The sequence below is a fragment of the Kitasatospora sp. NPDC093550 genome, assembly GCF_044764985.1.
In the GTDB taxonomy this organism is placed as follows: domain Bacteria; phylum Actinomycetota; class Actinomycetes; order Streptomycetales; family Streptomycetaceae; genus Kitasatospora.
Genome location: NZ_JBIWJF010000001.1, coordinates 220,462 through 239,524, shown reverse-complemented (window position 1 = coordinate 239,524; position 19,063 = coordinate 220,462). Strand labels below are relative to the sequence as shown.

Here is a 19,063-nt window from a genome sequence, read left to right as displayed (position 1 = left end):
GTCGGTGGTTCACCAGGTTCCGATCAGCTGCAGGACGCGGTAGCCGAGCCAGCCCGCCAGCACCAGCGTGACGGCCAGCCCGAGGCCCGCCAGGGCGGCGGCCTGGGTCGCCAGCCGCGCCCTCCAGACCATGCGCCGCACCATCCGCCGGCGGCGTCCGCCCGAGGACGCCAGCGCGGCACCGACGGCCCGGGCCACCTCGGCGGTGGGGGTGTCCACGGAGCCGAGGGCCGCGCGCTGGCTCCAGCCGCGCCATCCGGCCCGCCGCAGCCCCACCGGGAACACCTGGGGCCGCCAGTACTCGTCGAAGACGACGGCCGCGGATATCCAGTGCCCGTCGCCGCCCGGCGCGACCGGCGGTACCGGCTGCGGGATGTGGGCGTTCAGCCGGGCGGTCAGCTCGGACGGGTCGGGCGGGAGCAACAGCACCAGCTTCGCCGGGGGTTGGGTGGTCTGCACCTGCTCGGCCTCCCACCACAGGCCGTCCCCCTGCCCGAGGCGCAGGACGATCAGCTGGGACAGGTCCATCAGCCGCCGCACGGTGGGCTTCCAGTCGTCGGCCGGCAGGTAGAACCGCGCGGCGCCGAGCTGCGGCATGGGCTCCCCGGGGCGGCCCACCGCGATCACGGGGCCGACGGCCCCCAGGGCGCCGGCGAACTGCTCCTCCCGGGTGTGGAGGTTGACGTCCGCCCCGTCCTCGACCTCGGCGGCGCTCGCGTCGTCGCCGAAGCTGCGCAGGTAGAGCACCGGTCGGCGGCCGTCGAGCAGGGCGCGCGCCGCCGGGCGGGCCGCGTAGCGGCGGGTGCGGCGAAGGATCAGGACGCCCGCCACCAGGGCGGCCAGGCCGGCGAGGAGCAGCAGGGCCTGGGCCTCCAGGGGCATCTTGTGGCCGTTCCGCTCCGACGCGTCGACGGCGACCGTCCCGCCCCCGAACAGCACCAGACCGAGGACGTTGAGCAACCGCAGCGCCCGCTGCCACGGCAGCCGGGGCGGCACGAACTGGCTGACGGTCCGCACCAGTTCCGCGACCTCCGCCCGGCGGCGGGCGCGCAGCCGCAGGGTGGGCCAGAGCAGGACGAGGGCCGGGCCGCCGAACCACAGCGCCAGGGTGAGGTTCCGGCGCACCTGCTCGCCTGCGGCGGCGCTGACCAGCAGGTGCGCCGCGACGTAGGCCAGGGCGGCCGTGAGCCCCGTGAGAGCGCGGGCGAGGAACCGCAAGCGTGACGACACGTCGACTCACCCCCAAGCCGTCCCCCGAAAGCGTGAGAAGAATGCCTGAGTCGTGTACCGCACTTGATTGATCGTCATGCACATGGAGACGAAACCGTGTCCGTACGGAGGAACCGGAAACCGGAAGGACGGAGGAGGTTTACCGCGGTCAACCCGCTTGACGTGCGGCGCCCTCGACGGCCGCCGTGCCGGTCCTGCCGATCTCCTTGCGCCGCTTCCACACCGCCGCCGAGACCCGGGCGAGCAGGCGGCCCGCCGGGTCGCCGTGGTCGGCGCCGGTGGCCAGCGGGCCGGTGTAGCAGACGGCGAGCAGGTACGGCGGGCAGTCCATCGGCGCGACGAGGCCCACGCAGTGCCGGGCCCCCGGGATCCAGCCGTTCTTGAAGGCGATCGGGACGCCGGGCGGGATACCGGCGGCGAGGTCCACCCGGAACTCGTTGCACTCCAGGAGGTCCAGCAACTCCGGCTCGTCGCGCAGCGAGTGGAGCAGGCGGACGAGATCGCGGGCGCTGACCAGGTTGTGGACGCCGGCGGCGCGGGCGGCGTAGTCCTCGATCCCGCGCGGGGTCGCGCTGTCGGTGGCGCCCGCGCGTCGCCAGACCTCGGCGATGGCCTGCGGGGTGGTGCGGGCCAGACAGATGTTGGTGGCCAGGTTGGAGGAATGGGTGATCATCCGCTCCACGAGGAGCCGCAGGGGCACATGGGTGCCCAGCAGCTCCCACGGGAGCGGATCGCTGTCGTAGTCCGGGTCGTTGCCGAAGTCCCCGCCCACGACGGACTCGAAGCGGTTGACGACGGGGACCTCGGCGTCCAGGTTCATACCGCTACGGGTCAGCGCGGCGAGCACCGCGACCTTCATCGTGCTCGCGGCGTCGTGCAGTTCGTCGGGGTTGTGGACGAACACCGGCTCCGCCTCGCCCGCCCAAGGGGCCACCACCACAGAGAGCATGGAGGAAGAGTAGGGGAAGGCGGGGTCAGACCTCGGCGCTCGCGGCGAACGACACGAACGCCCGCCAGGCGGCGGGGTCGAAGGTGAGGTGGGGGCCGGAGGCGTCCTTGGAGTCACGGACGAGGACGGCGGCGGTGGTCTCGGCGACCTCGACGCACTCGCCGCCTTCGTTGCTGCTGTAGCTGCTCTTGCGCCAGGCAACCTCGACGCAGGCGACGTCTTCATTGGTGCTGTGGCTGCTCTTGAACCAGACGAGATTCATGTCTCTTGACGGTACGCCAACGGCCCGCCGCCGGATAGACGGTGGGCCGTTGAGGGGAGGTCCGGTCAGACCTCGGCAGTGGCGGCGAACTCGACAAACGCCTGCCAGGCAGTCGGCTCGAAGGCCAGCTGAGGGCCGCTCTTGTCCTTGGAGTCACGCACGTGGACGACACCGGAGCCCTCGGCGACCTCGACGCAGTTTCCGCCTTCGTTGCCGCTGTAGCTGCTCTTGAACCATACGAGTTCGGCGCTCATCGTTCTCCCAGCATCTTCTCGATCAAGGCGAGGGACTCCTGCGGAGTGTGAGCCTGCGCCCTGAGGGTGCCGTACCTGACGTTCAGGATCCGGACTTCATCCGGATCGGTGATCAGCCTACTGCTCGTCTGCACCTCAATGTAGGCATGCTGAGGTTTGCCCTTGGGCGTGATGAGAGTGAAAGGCCCAGCCATACCGGCGTGCTCGGTTCGGTCCAACGGCAGGATCTGAATCACCATCCCGCGCGTGCTTCCGATCTTCAGCAGGTGTCGCAGTTGCTCGGAGTGAACATCCCATCCTCCCAGCGGGCGGCGCAGAACGCTCTCGTCAATCACCCAACTGAAGATCGCTCTCGGCCACTGCGTGAGAATCTCTTGACGAGCCATTCGCGCCGCGACTCGCATCTCGATCATCTCTTCCGAGAGCATCGGCTGCCGCATCTCATACACGGCCCGCGCGTGCGCCTCCGTCTGAAGAAGCCCATGGAAGTCGAGCGTCGCGAAGTCGTGGAGTTCGATGCAGATGGCTTCCACGCCCACGTAGCCCTGAAACCAGGCTGGATGACGCACCCGCGCCTTGTTTCGAGCGCTCATCACGTCATCCTTCGCGACCGCCAGCAGCCCACCAGCCTTGAGCACCTTGTCCACGGCCACCAGCAGCTCCGGCTGCGGGGTACGCACTCCGCGCTCCACCGCGCTGATCAGGTGCTCCCCGTAGCCGACGTACTCGCCGAGCTCCTTCCGCGACAGACCGGCCTGCTCCCGCAGGAGCTTGATCTGCTTCCCGATCGCGCGGAAGAAGTCCGAGACCTCCGTCAGGTCCTCCGGCAGTTCCGTCCGGCCCTCGCCCGACTCGCTGTTACGCGCCGCACCCATCGCGACCACCCCACCTGTGATTGAGCCACGAGACTAAAGCTGTCCGCGCCCGCACAAGTACTCTCCGTACTCGCCAGACGCATGGTCAGGGTACGTCCGCGCCGTCACGCTTTTCTCCCATGACGACCGAAATCCCACTCGACGCTCCCCGCAGCCACACCACCACGCTCGCCGCCACCCCCAAGGGCGCGGCGATCTGCCGACGCATCACCAGACGTCAACTCACCACCTGGGGGCTGAACTCGACGCACACCGAGCCGTACTACTCCGCTCTCCTGATCGTCGCGGAGCTCGCCGCGAACGCGATCACGCACGGACGCGTTCCGGGGCGCGGGTTCGAGCTGCACCTCGCGCTCACCACCACGGTGCGCCGGGGCACCACCCTCCGCATCGAGATCAGCGACCCCAGGGGCGACCGGCTCCCCGTCCTGCCCGTCGTCCACACCCCCAACGCCCAGTCCGGGCGTGGCCTGACCCTCATCGACGCCCTGTGCGACCGCTGGGGCACCGTCCCCCGGCACCCCAACGCCAAGACCGTCTGGGCCGAACTCGACCTCGCCGCCCCCGGATCCCCCGACACCCTCGCGACCCCCGACACCGCCGATGCCCTCTGAACCCCGCCATAGCGAGGGCCACGCCACCCTCTGCACCGTCCTCCCGTTCGCCCTCCTCCTGGCTCTCCTGGCCTGGCTCCTCCCCCTCACCTCGGGCGACGCCCACCACAACCACCAGCCCCCGCAACCCGCTTCGAGTCCCAGCACCACACCGTGAACAAACGGAGTGGGAAGTCGGCCCACCCGACTTCCCACTCCGCCCACACGCCCACCGCAGCGGTGCAGCGGCGATCGGGGGCGCTCTGCCTGGGCCTGGTCCCGTTCGAAGAGGACGATGACCCCTGCCGTGATCGACCATCGGTCATCGTGTCGGCGGGTGCATTTCGATCTTCATCGGGTTCGGTCGACATCTGGTCCGGTCATGTACGCACTGCGTACGCTCGGACCCGATTGCTCGTCGGCACGAGAGCCCGGGGGAGACGATGGCTCAACAGGCAAGCCCTGGCCAGCTCATCGGGGGGAAGTACCGGCTGGTCTCCAGCCTTGGGTCAGGCGGCTTCGGGCGCGTCTGGAAGGCCCATGACGAGGGTCTGGGCGTGGACGTAGCGATCAAGGAGATCTGGCTCCCGCCCGCGCAGTTCGAGGAGGAGTACGACGAGCGCCTCAAACGCGCCGCGCGTGAGGCCCGAAGCGCCGCCAAGCTCCGCGATCACCCCAACATCGTGACCGTTCACGAAGTCGTCGTGGATGCCGGCAGGCCGTGGATCGTGATGCAACTGGTCAACGGCTGTTCGTTGGACGAATACGTGAGGCAGCATGGCCCGTTGGCTCGTGACCGTGCGCTCAAGGTTGCCAGGGCACTCCTGGAAGCCCTCGACGCCGCTCACCGGGCCGGTATCCTCCACCGCGACGTCAAGCCCGCCAACGTCATGATGGCTTCCGACGGAAGGATCCTTCTGACCGACTTCGGGATCGCCCGTCACGAGAGCGATACGGTGCTGACTGCGTCGGGGACGGTCATCGGATCCCCGGAGTACATGGCGCCCGAGCGAATCCGAGGACGGGCCGACCTGCCGGTCAGCGACCTCTTCTCCCTCGGAGTCACGCTCTTCCAAGCCGTTGAAGGAATCTCCCCGTTCCGAAGGGAGACGTCGATGGCCTCCATGTCCGCAGTGTTGATGGATGAGCCTCCACCGCTGGTGAAGGCCCGTGACCCGCTGAGAACGGTCATCCGTCTGCTACTCGAGAAGAAGCCCGAACGGCGGCTCGGCATTTCAACAGCTTCGGTACTGCTTGCCGAAGCTCCTGGCTCGCAGAGCCCCGGCGGGCCCCAGGCCGAGCACCCGGATTTGCTGCCGAAGAAGGATAACCAAGCCTTCTTGAGAGCAGCCATAGAGCTTGAGCGGCAACGGCAGGTGGAAAAATTGCTGCTCAATAGACCGGCACCTGCCGCTCCGGTGGCTGCTTCCGAACCGCGCGGAACGCCGGAGCAGGAGCGGGGGCCATCCGAAGGCCAGGACGGTGCGAGCGATGCGACCGGGCGATCGGGCGGCCTTCCGGCAAAGGAGGCCCGCAAGTTCATAGCCATGGTAGGGGGAATGGCGGTTCTGACGGGGGTGGCATTCTGGTCCTTATCGCAAGTGACAGACGACATGGCCTGCGGATGGATGAAGAGTGCACTTACCAAGTACGAACCGAACGGCTATACCACCTATCAAAATCGACAGCAGGTCATCAATCAGGCGAGAGATGCTCTGGTTCTCCCAGGGCTTGACCATGACATAAAATCTCCCCTTGAGGACTACCTGGACAGCCTCTTGAGGAATTGGTCCGCCCAAGACGCTGGGGACAGTCAGGCAAAACGGTCGAGGTCGGAGGTTCTGAAGGCATGCGGAGACAAGGGGGACTAGCTCCGATCGCCGCGACGACGGCAACCCGGCGAACCTCTGCGGTCACCGCACTAGGCTGACCCGCGAGCACCCGCCGAAGCGGGGCACGCCTGAGGACGGGGGAACGGGCGCATGGCGCTGCTGGAGAACGATCCGCGCGAGATCGGCGGCTACCGGCTGGAGGACCGGCTCGGCGCGGGCGGGATGGGCGTGGTGTACCGCGCGCGGTCGCTCTCCGGCCGGCAGGTGGCGGTCAAGGTGATCCGCGCGGAACTGGCCACGGACGCCGAGTTCCGCGCCCGCTTCCGGCACGAGGTCACCGCCGCCCGCCTGGTCAGCGGCGCGTTCACCGCGCCGGTCATCGACGCCGACGCCGACGCGACGACCCCCTGGCTCGCCACCCTCTACATCCCGGGGCCCTCACTCGCCCAACGCGTTGCCACCCAGGGGCCGTTCAGCCCCGCCGAGGTGCGGCGGCTGGCGGCCGGGCTGGCCGAGGCGCTGCAGGACATCCACCGCGTCGGACTGGTGCACCGCGACCTCAAGCCCGGCAACGTACTACTGGCCGAGGACGGCCCGCGCGTGATCGACTTCGGCATCGCCCGGGCCCTCGACGGCACCCAGCTCACCAGCACCGGAGTCGCCGTCGGCACACCGCCGTTCATGGCGCCCGAGCAGTTCCGGGACGGCACCGCCGGCCCGGCCACCGACATGTTCGCGCTCGGCTCGGTGCTGGTCTTCGCCGCCACCGGCCGGGGGCCCTTCGGCGGCGACTCCTCCCACGCGGTCGGCTACCGGGTCGTCCACGAGGAACCGGACCTGACCGGCGTGCCGGCCGAGCTGCTGCCCCTGATCACCGCCTGCCTCGCCAAGGACCCGGCCGCCCGGCCCACCGTCGACCAGCTGCTGCGGCGGCTCGCGGGCACGGAGCGGACGGACACCGTCCGGGAGGAGAAGCGGCCGCAGGGGCCGGACACCGTCCTGGACCCGCCCGCCTCCACGCCGACCCACCCGCCCACGGTCGCGGACGCCCCGGGCGACGCCCCCGCCGATGCCCCGCGGCCCCTTCGGCCCGCGCGCGTCCTCGGCGCGACGCTGGCCACGGTCGCGGCGGTGACGGCCCTGGTCGTCTACGCCTGGCCGTCGGGTACGTACGAGAACCCGAACCCCCTGGGACCGAACGGCCCCGACGCGGGGTCCGGCGCCGTCGCCTGCGGGCCCGCGGGGAGCGCGGCGATCGGCGCGGACGACCAGCAGACCGCCCTCGTCGGGCACTGGACCGACGACTACCGCCGGTCCTGCGCCTCCGCGAGCCTCTCCGCCCTGCCCGACAGCTCCTACGGCACGGCGGGCACCGACTTCACCACCGGCCGGGCCGCCGCCTCCGTCCTCGGCCTCCCGCCCGCGGACCAGGCCTTCGGCGTGCGCTGCGCCAACGGCCACCCGGTCAAGCTCCCGGTGGACGTCGCACCGATATCCGTGGCCTACAACGTCCCGGGGGTCGAGCGGCTGGTCCTCTCCCCCTCGATCATCGCGCGGATCTTCGACCGGCGGATCACCACCTGGAACGACCCGGCGATCGCGGACCTCAACCCCGGCCGGCCGCTCCCGGACAAGGACATCGCCGTGTTCACCCCGTCCGAGAACCTGTCGACCACCCTCGGCCTCACCCAGTACCTGTCCACGACCGCGCCCGCGGACTGGCCGTACCCGCCGAGCGCGACCTGGCCCACCGGGACCCACGGCCCGACCCGGCCGACCACCGACCTCGCCGGCCAGACCCTCAAGACCCCGTTCTCGATCTCCTTCCTCCCGCTGACCTCCGCCGCCCTGGTGAAGTCCGCGGTGCTCACCACCGGGCCCGGCGGCACCGGCCCCGTGACGCCCGAGCCCCAGGCCGCCACCAAGGCGGCCGCCTCCGCCCAGGTGGCCGGGTCCGGCGACAACCTGACGGTCAGCCCGAACTACGGGACGACCGACGGGTACCCGCTCATCCAGATCGGCTACGCGGTGTACTGCGACGGCGGCGCGGCCGGCGACGGGACCGGGCGCGCCCTCACCGGATTCCTCACCCACGTGGTGAGCGAGTCCGGCCAGCAGACGGCCGAACGGTGGCACTACGGCCGGCTGCCCGCCGGCCTGCAGAAGCGCGTCCAGGACGTCCTGAAGGCGGCCCCGACCAAACACTGACCCCGGACGCGTCGGCCTGCTGGTTCCGGGTGGAAGCGTCGGAGTCATCCGGCTGTGGGACCCGGCCACCCGCCAGGTCGGAGAGCTCCCCGGCCATGACGGACCGGGCCCCGCCATGGCCTTCTCGCCGAACGGTTCCTTCCGGGCCGTCGGCCTTGCGGACGGCAGCGTGCTGCTGTTCACCCGACGCGCCCAGCAGCGAGGCTCCTGACCCCGCACGGCGGCGCCGGGCTCGTCCCGATCGGCGAGCGTGCGCCGCTACCCCGCCTGATCGGCCGGCAGTCGCTCCGGGGGCGGCGGCGCGGCTGCGCGCCCCCGGGTGCCGAGGCGGTCGCTGCGGCGCAGGACGAAGACGACCGGGAGGGCGATCAGGCTCGGCCCGGCGAGGAGGCCGGCCAGCCACTGGCGGCCGTCCAGGCCGACGATCACCGAGCCGACGAGCATCCCGGCGGCCAGCACGAAGCCCGCGACCAGGCCGCCGAGGTAGAGCTGGTGCGCGCGCTCCTCCCGGCGCTCCTGCGCCGCGATGCGGGCCCGTTCGGTCATCTGCTCCTGCCGCATCCGGTCCGCGTCCAGGCCCGCCTGGTGGCGCTCGCGGGCCGTCTCGCGGGCGTGCTCGCGCTGCAGCTCCAGTTCGAGGTGCTCCAGGGCCACCCGCAGGTGCTCGGGCGGGAGTTGGGCCCACTGGGTGGCGATCTCCAACGCCGTTGGGCGTCGGGTGCGGCTCTCCTCGGGGGTGCTCACCGGTGGTCACCTCGGGGCGTGGGGTCGGGGCCGTCGGGGTCGTCCGGGCCGCCGGACGCGGTGGGCGAGGGCGGGCCCAGGCGGAGGAAGAGCCGTTCCAGCCCGTCGGCGACGGTCTCGGCGGCCGCCGGGGTGAGCGGGTCCTCGGCGTACTCGTGCAGGTGCCGCTGCCGGTTGCGCACGGGCTCGACACCGGCACCGGCGGCCACGGCACCGCCGGTGATCGACCCGATGCCGACGGCCTGCGCGCCGGAGGGCGTGAGCAAGGGCGCCGCGGACCTGGCCCGGGTGTCACTCCAGCTCCACCCGCGGCCGCCGAAGAGCGACAGCACGGCGACCGCCGAGAGTCCGAGGAACGCCAGGGCCGCCCACCACCCGGCCACCGCGACCAGTGACAGCGCACCGCCCACGAGCAGGATCGCGGTGACCAGGACGCGGGCGATCTGCCTCCTGCCCATCGCACCACCCCTTCCCGCCTTCCACCCGGGGTCGAGCCTACCCATGACGAGGCCCCTTGACCGGAAGTACGGTCAAGGGGACTCGTTGTGACCTTGCGTCAGCTCTTGCTGGGCTTCGGCGCCGGGAGGGTGGCCGAGCCGGTGAGCAGCGGCCACTCCTTGTGGAAGGGCGGCAGCGGGAGCTTGCCCTCGATGATCGGGGTGCCGAAGACCTTGAGGTGCGCGGTGAGCGCGCCGTTCAGGTCGACGCCGCCGAGCAGGGACCAACTGCCCTGCGCCTGCGGCGGGGTGCCGGAGGAGTCGGCGGTCAGCGAGCCCTCGACCTGGGCCTTCAGGTAGGGGGCGACGGTGGTCTCCACGCCGACGGTGTCGTACAGGCCGACGCTGATCTCGGCGCCGAGCGCGGCCCGCACGCCGGCCTTGCCGTTGAGCTTCACGTGGACGGGGCTGACCTTGGTCTCGGCGTTGGTGACCGGGGTCCAGCCCTTGCCGCCGGTGTAGTCGGCGCGCACGGCCCAGGTGCCGGTGGCGTCCTGCTCCGCCTCCAGGTGGACCTGGCCGTCGGCGCTGATCTCCAGGTAGCAGGTCAGGCCGAGGTTGACGACCACGGGCAGGCCGGCGACGGTCAGCACCGGGCTGGCCTGCAGCTTGGCGAAGGGCACCCGGATCGGCGCGGCGCCGGTGTTGCGGGCGACGTCGCCGGTGACCTTCCACTCGGCGTGGGCGCCCAGGTCGAAGCCGATCGACGCGGTGCGCGGGCTGCCGGCGGCGGCGCCGTGGTAGGCGAAGTGGACGGCCGGGTGGAGCTGGAGGGCTCCGGAGGCGTCCAGGCTGGCGCCCTCGGGCAGCGGCACGGGCGCCTTGACGTTGACCTCCAGGGTGCCGGAGGCGTCGGCCTTCACCCCGCCGAGGTCCGCGCCGACGCTCGCCTTGAGGTCCTTGACCAGCGGGGTCACGGTGATGCCGTGCGGGTCGACGGGCACGCTGCCGTCGGCCTCGGTGCCGCCGAGGAGTTCGGCGATGGTGGCGGGGCGGGTGGTCAGGTTGAGGGTGTTGCCCGCGCCGGGGTGGACGCCGGTGACGGCCACCAGCGCGCCCTGCGGCGCGGCGGGGGTCGGCGGGCTGGCGATCAGCTGGCCGGGCTGGACGGCTGCGGCAGCGGCGGCCGGGGCCGAGGCGGCCGGGGAAGCCGGGCCGGCCGCCGACGGCGCGGCGCTCGGGGACGCGGCGCCCGGGGCGGCGGTGGCCGCCGGAGCCGTGGTGGCCGCGGGCGCCGGGCCGGTGGCCGACAGTACGGCGGTGCCGCCCGCCGGGTCGTACGCGGTCAGCTGCAGGGCCTTGGTCGCCGCCGTGACCGGGGCGCCGTCCTTGCCGGGGCTGCCGATCGCGGCCTGCTTGTCCCCGGCCGGTGCGGCGGTGACGGGGGCGGTGCCCGCGGTGGGGCGGCCCGCGGCGGGCGTGGCCGCCTTGGCGCGCGGGGTGCCGGCGGCGGGCGCGGCGGCGGCCGGGCTGCCCCCGGCGGCGGTCGCGCCCGCGTCGGTGGCGATGGTGGCGGCGGCCGGGGCCGCGCCGGTCTGGGTGGTGCCGGGGCTGGTCGGCCCGCACGCGGCGGCCCCGGCGAGGATGAGGGTGAGGACGGCGGGGCCCGCGGCCCTGCCTATCGAACTCTTGAACACGCGGCGTCATGTTACTGACGAGGAATAAGTTTGTCGAAGACAGGCCAAACGGGCCCCCAACGCGGGTTGAACGGCCGGTCACCCCAGTCGGGACACCGGCAGTGGATCGCCCTCCAACGACCCGGTCCCGCCCCGGTTCCCACCCCCGGTGGACAGCTCCGCCAGGTAGCGGGAGCGCGCCATCGGCTCGGCCCCCAGGCTGCGGACGTGCGGACCGTCCCACTGCGCGTCGAGCAGTCGGCCGCCCGCCGCGCCGAAGCGCGCGCCGAGGTCGGCGACGGCGACCCGGGCGGCGTCCGGGCGGCGGTGGAACATCGAGTCCAGGCTCAGGACCGGCCCGACCGCGACCCCGAACACCCCGCCGATCAGCTCCTCCCCCTCCCACACCTCCCCGCTGTGCGCCGCTCCGAGCGCGTGCAGCCGCGTCAGCGCCCACGCCAACTCCTCGCTCAGCCAGGCCGGTTGCCGCCCCTCGGCGCACTCGGCCAGCACCCGTCCGAAGGCCCGGTCCGCGCTCGTCCACCACGCCGAGCGGTTCCGCAGCCGCCGCGCCAGCCGGCTGCCGATCCGTACGCCCTCGGCCGCGATCACCGGCCGGGGGTCGGGCGACCACCACGCCAGCGCGTACGGGTCCCCGGCCCCGCCCGGCAGCAGCGGCAGCTCCCCGGCGTCGACGGCGTCCCCGTACAACGCCTCGTTGTACGCGCTCGCGAACTCGTCCGCGGCCGGCAGCGGGAACAGCCCGCGCCGGTACGCCGCCAGCAGTTCCCCGGGGCCGAGCGGGCCGCCGAAGGCCACCGGGCCGTCGCCGGGGGCGTTGTGGAGGTCGAGGGAGTCGAAGGCGGCGGCCGTGCCGCCCTCCGGGCCGCTTCCGCCTCCGCCTCCCGCCCCGCTCACCGCTCCGCCCCGGCCATCCCCGCCGCTCCCGCCGCTCCCGCCACTCCCAGGAAGCCCTCCGCCTCCAGGCCGGTCAGGTAGTGGTCGATCAACCCGGCGTCCACCGCCGGCAGTTCGATCCCGCTCCCGACCAGCGCCGCGTCCACGTTGGCCCGGTCGAACAGCGGGAACGTCGGACGGAAGTACATCTCGCTGATCGACAGCTCCGACCCCGGCGCGCGGTCCACGAACAGCGGGACGAACGGCGCGATCGGATGTGTCGGACTCCCGGCCGCGAACCGGACCAGGCCCTGCACCCAGTCCCCGTAGGGCTGTTGGTCGATCCGGTGGCCGCGCGCCCGCAGCCGGTCGGCCAGGTCGGCGAGGATGCCCGGCTGCGGCGAGGTGAGGTGGTAGACCTCGCCGTCGGCGGGCGCGTGCGCGGCGATGTGGACGATGGCGCGGGTGAAGCGGTCCGCCGGGACGAAGTCGAGCAGCAGCTCGACGTCCGGACAGGTGCCGCTGTCCGCCAGGTACTTGATCAGCGCACACAGCTCGGTGCCGGTGTTCATCACGCCGCTCGCCAGGTCCCCGGTGACGTCGTTGGCGCGCAGCACGGTCACCGGCAGCCCGTCCGAGGCGGCGTTGTGCAGCAGTTGCTCCGCCACCCACTTGCTCTCGACGTAGCCGACGCCGATCCGCTCGGGGTGGGCGAGCGGGGTCCGTTCGGTGACCTTGTCGACGCCCGCCGCCCCGAAGCCGGCCAGCACGGCGAGGGTGGAGAGGTAGTGCACGGGGATGCCCCGGCTGTACCCGGCGAGGCGGACGATCTCCCGGGTGCCGCCGACGTTGGCCTCGCGCAGCTGGTGGTAGGGGTAGAGGAAGTTGACCTGCCCGCCGAGGTGGTGGACGGCGTCCAGATTGCCCGCCATCCAGCGGAACTGACGTTCCGTCAGTCCGAGCCTGGGTTGGGTGAGGTCGCCGACCAGCGGCACCACCCGGCGGTCGGCGAGGTCGTGCCGCAGGAAGCGCTGCTGGGTGGCGCGCAGCCGCTCCAGCGCGTGCTCCTCGTCGGGCGCGCGGACCAGGCAGTGGATCCGGGCCCGGGTGGTGGCGAGCAGCGCGTTCAGCAGGTGCGCGCCGCAGAAGCCGGTGGCGCCGGTGAGCAGGATCTCGGCGGGCTCCGCGCGGGAGGGCGCGGGGCTCCAGGACTGGCCGATGGGATCGGTGAGCCGGGCCTCCTCCTCCCAGTCGACCGGCGCCTCGCCGTTGTTCACCGCGGCCGCCGTTGCGGTACCGGTGGTCACGACGGCCGCCGTTCCGGTTCCGTCGTTCACGACCGTCGTTCCGGTGCTCGCGCCGGCGCGGCCCGGTTCCGGACCGGCACCGCCGCCCGCCCGGGCACCGCCGCCGGTCCGGGCCCCCTGCAGCGCCACGGCGAAGGCCCGCAGCACCGGTTCGCGCAGCAGCGCGCGGGTCAGCGACCGCACCTGGCCGACGTCGATGCCGAACGCGATCCGGGCCCGGGCCAGCATCTCCATCGCCAGCAGCGAAGTGCCGCCGAGCGCGAAGAAGTCGTCCGCCGGGTTCACGGTCTCGATCCCGAGCAGTTCCGCCCACAGCTGCCCGACCGCCTCCTCGACCGGATCGCCGTCGCCGCCGCCCGCTTCCGTGCCTGAGCCCGCCTCCGCGCCCGGGCCCGCGCCCGGGTCCGCTCCTGCCGCCCTGGGCAGCGCCCGCACCGGGGCGTGCGGCAGCCGGCGCCGGTCGATCTTGCCGGCCGGGGTGAGCGGCATCGCCTCCAGCGGCACGAACTCGGCCGGGACGAGGAACTCCGGCAGCCGCTCGGCCAGGAAGGCCCGGATGCCCTCGGAGCCGTCGCTGACCGCGCCCGCGGCGAGCGTGTAGTAGGCGGTGAGCAGCCGGCTGCCGTCCGCCGCGGCCCCGTCGGCCGCGACCCGGGCCTGCCGGACGTCCGGGTGCGCCGCCAGCACCGCCTCGATCTCGGCCGGGTCCACCCGGTGCCCGCGGACCTTCACCTGGTCGTCGAAGCGCCCGAGGATCTCCAGCTGCCCGTCCGCCCGCCAGCGCCCGGCGTCGCCGGTGCGGTACATCCGCTCGCCGGGCAGCGGCGCGTACGGGTCGGGCAGGAAGGATTCGGCGGTGAGCCCGGCCTGCCGCCAGTAGCCGCGGGCGAGGCCGGGCCCCCCGAGGTGGATCTGCCCCTTCTCGCCGGGCCGCACCGGCCGCAGCCGCGCGTCCAGCACGTGCACCCGCACCCCGGGCAGCGGCCGCCCGATCGGCACCAGGGCGGCTGAGCCCGCGCCGCCTGAGCCACTGGTGCCGGCCTCGCCGCCGTCCAGCAGCTCGCCGGTGACCTCGCAGAGCGTGGAGGTGATGGCCGCCTCGGTGACGCCGTACGCGTTCAGCAGCCGCGCGCCCGGCAGCCGGGCCAGGCAGCCGCGGCAGTCGTCGGCGTGCACCACGTCCCCGCCGACCACCACCAGCCGCAGCCCGGCCGGGCCGGGCCCGTCGGGCGGGAGCAGGCCGAGCACGTGGTGCCAGTAGGCGGGGGTGAAGTCGGCGACGGTCAGGCCCAGCCCGGGCAGCCGGCCGACCAGCTCGGTGGGCGCCCAGGTGCCGCCCCCGCTCGCGCGCCCCCCGCCCAGCACCACCGTCCCGCCCGCGAGCAGCACGCCGAACACCTGCTCCAGGGCGGTGTCGGAGCCCAGCGCGGCCAGCTGCAGCACGCGGTCGCCGGGCGACAGTCCGTAGGCGCGGACGACCCGGTCGAGGGTGAACACCAGTGCACGGTGGGTGACCGGGACACCCTTGGGGCGGCCGGTCGTGCCGGAGGTGTAGATCAGGTACGCCAGGTCGTCCGGGAGGGCGCCGTCGTCGATCCGGAACTCGCCGGGCGCGGCGGCGGGCGGGGTACCGGGTGCGGACGCGGGAGTGCCCGGGGACGTGCCCGGGGACGTGCTCGGTGCGGTGCCGGGCGCGGTGCCGGGCGTGGCGCCGTCGTCGGAGCGGAGCTCCCGGGACCGGACGCCGTCCACCCGCACCACCTCGACCCCCGGGAACTCGTGACCGTCGGTGACCGCGACCCGTGCCCCGCAGTCCTCCACCAGCCGCGCCAACCGCCGTTCCGGGTGGGCCGGGTCCAGCGGCAGGAAGGCCCCGCCCGCTTTGAGCACCCCCAGCCAGGCCGTGACCAGGTTGGCCCCGCGCTCCAGGCAGACCGGCACCACGTGCTCCGGTCCCGTCCCGCGGGCCCGCAGCGTGGCGGCCAACCGGTCGCTGCGCAGGTCGAGTTCGCGGTAACTCAGCGTGGTCCCCTCGGCGAGGACGGCCACCGCGTCCGGGTCGTGCGCCGCCCGCGTGCGGAACAGCCCGTGCACCGTGTCGGCGAACCCCGCCGCCGCCCGTCGGACGCCCTCGGAGCCGGGGAATCCCAGCCCGGGCGGCCGCCATTCCCGCTCCACCCAGGCCCGGCACTCGGCCCGTCCGTCCGGCCCGTACACCTGGTGCCACCCGCCCGGTACGGTCAAGTCCCCCGGCCAGACCGCATACTGACCGTTGTCGTTGCGGACCACGGCGTGACGCCCGGAACTCGCATCCGCCCGTACGCCCTGTGCGCTGTCTGCTGCGTCGTCCACCGGCTTGACCTCGTGCTGTGGCGGCAGAATGCTTGGGAGTGCGACATTTCCGACTATACGCACTCACGACACATGGAGAACGTCCGGTCGCCCCTCGACCGGACGCCGCACATCCAGGCTGGCACACCCGCCTGGAAGCGCGCCAGGAAGCACGGTCCCGCCGCCCGGTGGCACAGGACGCACCCGGGCCCACACCCTCGCCCGAACTCCCCCGCCCGACCGGCGGGGTGATGTCGCGGAGGAGGTAGCCTCGTTGACACGCCGGCGACAACGCCTGATGGTCTGTTACCTGCTCTGGATGGTGCTGTTCATCGGCATCTACTACACCAACCCGGGCCAGCGGATCATCTGGTGGACGGGCATCGGCCTCGGTGGCGTCGCCGCCATCGTGCTCGGCGTCCGCCTCAACCACCCCGCGCACGCGCGCTTCTGGTACCTGCTGGCGCTCGCCAACCTGAGCTTCACCGCGGGCGAGGTGGTGCAGGCGATCCAGCTGGACATCCTGCACCTGAACAACCCCTTCCCCTCCATCGCGGACGTGTTCTACCTCGCCGAGTTCGTGCTGTACGCGGCCGGCGTGCTCGGCTTCATCCGCTGGCGCACGGCCCGTCAGGACCGCGCCGGGCTGCTCGACGCGCTGATCCTCACCATCGGCCTCGCCCTGCTCTCCTGGATCTACCTGATCCTCCCGTACACCCGCAGCCCCGACCTCACCTGGTTCCAGCGGGCCGTCTCGATCGCCTACCCGCTCGGCGACGTGGTCGTCCTCGCCCTGCTGCTGCGCCTGCTGACCCCGCGCGGCGGCAACTCCCGCTCCCTGCAACTGCTCACCGTCGGCACCGTCGGCCTGCTCGTCTCCGACGTGCTGTACGGGCTGATCCAGCTGCACGGCACCTGGCGCATCGGCACGCCCGTCGAACTCGGCTGGGCCGCCTTCTACACCGCCTGGGGCGCGGCCGCGCTGCACCCGTCCATGGTCGAGCTGACCAAACCCGTCCCCACCCAGCAGCCGGACCTCAGCACCGCCCGGCTCGTCCTGCTCACCCTCGCCTCGCTGATCGCCCCGGCGATCCTGATCATCGAGTCGCTGGACGGGAACACGAACAACGCCGGCGTGATCGGCGCCTTCTCCGCCCTCCTCTACCTGCTGGTGCTCGCCCGCCTCGCCGTGGTGGTCTCCGCCCGCAGACAGGCCATCGCCCGCGAACGGGCGCTGCGCGAGGCCGGCGCCCGGCTCACCGCCGCCGTCACCGTCGAGGAGGTCGCGGACGCCGTCCAGTCCGCCGCCTCCACGCTGATGCCCGCCGAACCCGGGCACGTCGCCCTGCTCGCCGTCGCCGAGGCCGGCGTGCTGCACGTCCGGCACGCCGAACACGGCTCGGCCGAGCACCGGCTCGGCGCGGCCTCCGACCAGGTCCTGGCCCTCGCCGGGTACCGGGAGAGCCGGCTGCTGCCCGTCTCCTCCGTCGACCTGCCCGCCCACGAGCTCACCGGGCACCTCGACGGCATGCCGTACGCCCTGATCTGTCCGCTCACCCTCGCCGAACGCCCCTCCGGCGACCCGCTGATCGGCGCGCTCATCGTCACCGGCACCGAACAGGAACTGGCCAGCCTCTGGAGCTCCCTGGAGATCCTCGCCGCGCAGGCCGCCCTGGCCGTCGAACGGGTCGTACTGAGCCAGGAGGTCACCCGCCGCAACAGCGAGCTGTACTTCCGCACGCTCGTCCAGAACGCCAGCGACGTCATCCTGATCCTCGACGCCGACGACCGCGTCCGCTACGCCTCCCCCTCCGCCGAGTCCGTGCTCGGCCACCCCGCCCTCGCGGGCACCCACCTCACCGACCTCGTCCCGCCCGAGGACAGCCGCGAGGTCGGCCGGGCCCTGGCCAGGATGCGCGGACCGGCGGCCCCGCCCCCCGGCGGCCAATCCCGCGAACAGCCGCGCGAACAGCCCAGGGAGCAGCCGCGCGAGCACTGGCGGCTGCTGCGGCCCGACCGGAACCCGATCGAGGCCGAGGTCCGCTTCAACGACCTGCGCGCCGACCCGACCGTGGGTGCCCTGGTGCTCACCCTGCGCGACGTCACCGAGCAGCGGCAGATGGAGCGCGAACTGACCCACCGGGCCTTCCACGACTCGCTCACCGGCCTCGCCAACCGGGTGCTGTTCCAGGACCGCGTCGGGCACGCGCTCACCCGCGGCGAACGCAGCGGGTCCGTCACCGGGGTGCTCTTCATCGACCTGGACGACTTCAAGGTGGTCAACGACACCCAGGGGCACACCGTCGGCGACGAACTGCTGGTCGCCGTCTCGCTGCGGATCTCCACCGCGCTGCGCTCCTCCGACACCGCCGCCCGGCTCGGCGGGGACGAGTTCGCGGTCCTGGTGGAGGACGCGACCCTGCCCTCCGACGTGGACACCATCGCGGCCGGGGTGCTGGAGGTGTTCACCGAACCGTTCAAGCTCAAGGCGGGCGCGGTCCGGGTGAGCGCCAGCATCGGCGTGGCCACCACCGAGGACAGCGTCGACGCCGCCGAACTCCTCACCCACGCCGACCTCGCGCTCTACTCCGCCAAGGCGGCCGGCCGCCGCCAGTGGTGCCACTACCGGCCGGCCCTGCAGGCCGGGCTGGTGGAACGGCACGAGATGAACGAGCACCTCGACTCGGCGATCGCGGAATCCGCGTTCCAGCTGTACTACCAGCCGATCGTCGACCTGCAGACGGGCGACCTGGTCGCCTTCGAAGCCCTGGTCCGCTGGCCGCACGACCGGCGCGGCATGGTCCTGCCCGACGAGTTCATCGCCCTCGCCGAGGAGAGCGGCCAGATCGTCCCGCTCGGCGCGTGGGTCCTCGAACGCGCCGCCAAGGAAGCCGCCGCCTGGCACGCCGCCAGCTCCACCGCCCGCGCCGGCTCCGGACGGCCCCCGCTACGGGTCAACGTCAACGTCTCCGCCCGCCAGTTCCGCGACGCCGGGTTCGTCGACGTCGTCCGGCACGCCATCGCCACCTCCGGCATCGACCCGCGCACCCTCGTCCTGGAACTCACCGAATCCGTCCTGATGCGCCACGACGACCGCATCCACGCCGACATGGCCACCCTCTCCGGCCTCGGCGTCGGCATCGCCATCGACGACTTCGGCACCGGGTACTCGTCGCTCTCCTACCTGCGGGAGTTCCCGATCTCCCTGCTGAAGATCGACAAGTCCTTCATCGACGGCCTCGGCCACTCCCCCCAGCAGTACGCCCTCGTCGAGGGCATCGCCCGGATCGCCGACACCCTCGGTGTCCAGGTCATCGCCGAGGGCATCGAACACCCCGAGCAGCGCGACCTCCTCGCCGCCATGGGCTGCCCCCTCGGCCAGGGCTACCTCTTCGCCCACCCCATGGACTCCCCCCACGCCCGGACCCTGGTCCGCAACACGACGTACGAACCGGCCTGAGGGCCGCT

The 19,063-nt window shown here is 72.8% G+C and carries 14 protein-coding genes; 4 read left to right on the top strand and 10 right to left on the bottom strand.

Features of this window, described 5'->3' with window-relative positions:
• Positions 1-9: 9 nt before the first annotated feature.
• The 5 genes from ACIRD3_RS00995 to ACIRD3_RS00975 all read right to left on the bottom strand — a co-directional run bounded on the left by ACIRD3_RS00995 (position 10) and on the right by ACIRD3_RS00975 (position 3,570).
• Positions 10-1,230 carry a transferase gene (locus ACIRD3_RS00995; RefSeq protein ID WP_402209596.1) on the bottom strand — a complete coding sequence of 407 codons (1,221 nt, stop codon included), beginning with the start codon at positions 1,228-1,230 and terminating at the stop codon, positions 10-12.
• Positions 1,231-1,378: 148 nt separating this feature from the next.
• A complete protein-coding gene (locus ACIRD3_RS00990) occupies positions 1,379-2,179 on the bottom strand; it encodes a serine hydrolase (RefSeq protein ID WP_402209593.1) in 801 nt (266 codons plus the stop codon).
• Positions 2,180-2,204: 25 nt separating this feature from the next.
• Positions 2,205-2,441: a DUF397 domain-containing protein gene (locus tag ACIRD3_RS00985; protein WP_402209590.1), complete on the bottom strand. Its 237-nt coding sequence runs from the start codon at positions 2,439-2,441 to the stop codon at positions 2,205-2,207.
• 65 nt (positions 2,442-2,506) lie between these two features.
• Complete coding sequence (locus ACIRD3_RS00980) at positions 2,507-2,695, bottom strand: DUF397 domain-containing protein (RefSeq protein ID WP_402209588.1); 189 nt, start codon at positions 2,693-2,695, stop codon at positions 2,507-2,509.
• Positions 2,692-3,570, bottom strand: a complete 879-nt coding sequence (locus ACIRD3_RS00975; RefSeq protein ID WP_402210727.1) for a Scr1 family TA system antitoxin-like transcriptional regulator — start codon at positions 3,568-3,570, stop codon at positions 2,692-2,694. The genes ACIRD3_RS00980 and ACIRD3_RS00975 overlap by 4 nt, the downstream gene beginning before the upstream one ends.
• A 119-nt stretch (positions 3,571-3,689) precedes the next feature.
• Between ACIRD3_RS00975 and ACIRD3_RS00970 the strand changes: the two genes are divergently transcribed.
• From ACIRD3_RS00970 to ACIRD3_RS00960, 3 genes are all read left to right on the top strand, one after another.
• Positions 3,690-4,184 (top strand): ATP-binding protein, encoded by a 495-nt coding sequence (locus ACIRD3_RS00970; RefSeq protein WP_402209585.1) that lies wholly within the window; start codon positions 3,690-3,692, stop codon positions 4,182-4,184.
• Positions 4,185-4,606: 422 nt separating this feature from the next.
• Complete coding sequence (locus tag ACIRD3_RS00965; protein WP_402209582.1) at positions 4,607-6,034, top strand: serine/threonine-protein kinase; 1,428 nt, start codon at positions 4,607-4,609, stop codon at positions 6,032-6,034.
• 111 nt (positions 6,035-6,145) lie between these two features.
• Complete coding sequence (locus tag ACIRD3_RS00960; protein WP_402209580.1) at positions 6,146-8,203, top strand: protein kinase; 2,058 nt, start codon at positions 6,146-6,148, stop codon at positions 8,201-8,203.
• 258 nt (positions 8,204-8,461) lie between these two features.
• On the opposite strand, the gene ACIRD3_RS00955 is transcribed toward ACIRD3_RS00960, so the two are convergent.
• From ACIRD3_RS00955 to ACIRD3_RS00935, 5 genes are all read right to left on the bottom strand, one after another.
• Positions 8,462-8,947: a hypothetical protein gene (locus ACIRD3_RS00955; RefSeq protein WP_402209578.1), complete on the bottom strand. Its 486-nt coding sequence runs from the start codon at positions 8,945-8,947 to the stop codon at positions 8,462-8,464.
• The gene (locus ACIRD3_RS00950) at positions 8,944-9,405 is read right to left on the bottom strand and encodes a hypothetical protein (RefSeq protein ID WP_402209575.1); all 462 of its coding nucleotides are present in this window, start codon (positions 9,403-9,405) and stop codon (positions 8,944-8,946) included. Before ACIRD3_RS00950 ends, ACIRD3_RS00955 begins: the two co-directional genes overlap by 4 nt.
• Positions 9,406-9,503: 98 nt before the next feature.
• A complete protein-coding gene (locus ACIRD3_RS00945) occupies positions 9,504-11,081 on the bottom strand; it encodes a hypothetical protein (protein ID WP_402209574.1) in 1,578 nt (525 codons plus the stop codon).
• Positions 11,082-11,159: 78 nt separating this feature from the next.
• Positions 11,160-11,978, bottom strand: a complete 819-nt coding sequence (locus ACIRD3_RS00940) for a leucyl/phenylalanyl-tRNA--protein transferase (protein ID WP_402209572.1) — start codon at positions 11,976-11,978, stop codon at positions 11,160-11,162.
• A complete protein-coding gene (locus ACIRD3_RS00935; protein ID WP_402209569.1) occupies positions 11,975-15,616 on the bottom strand; it encodes an amino acid adenylation domain-containing protein in 3,642 nt (1,213 codons plus the stop codon). The genes ACIRD3_RS00940 and ACIRD3_RS00935 overlap by 4 nt, the downstream gene beginning before the upstream one ends.
• Before the next feature lie 253 nt (positions 15,617-15,869).
• On the opposite strand from ACIRD3_RS00935, the gene ACIRD3_RS00930 reads away from it, so the two are divergent.
• Positions 15,870-19,055 (top strand): putative bifunctional diguanylate cyclase/phosphodiesterase, encoded by a 3,186-nt coding sequence (locus ACIRD3_RS00930; RefSeq protein WP_402209566.1) that lies wholly within the window; start codon positions 15,870-15,872, stop codon positions 19,053-19,055.
• Positions 19,056-19,063: the final 8 nt, after the last annotated feature.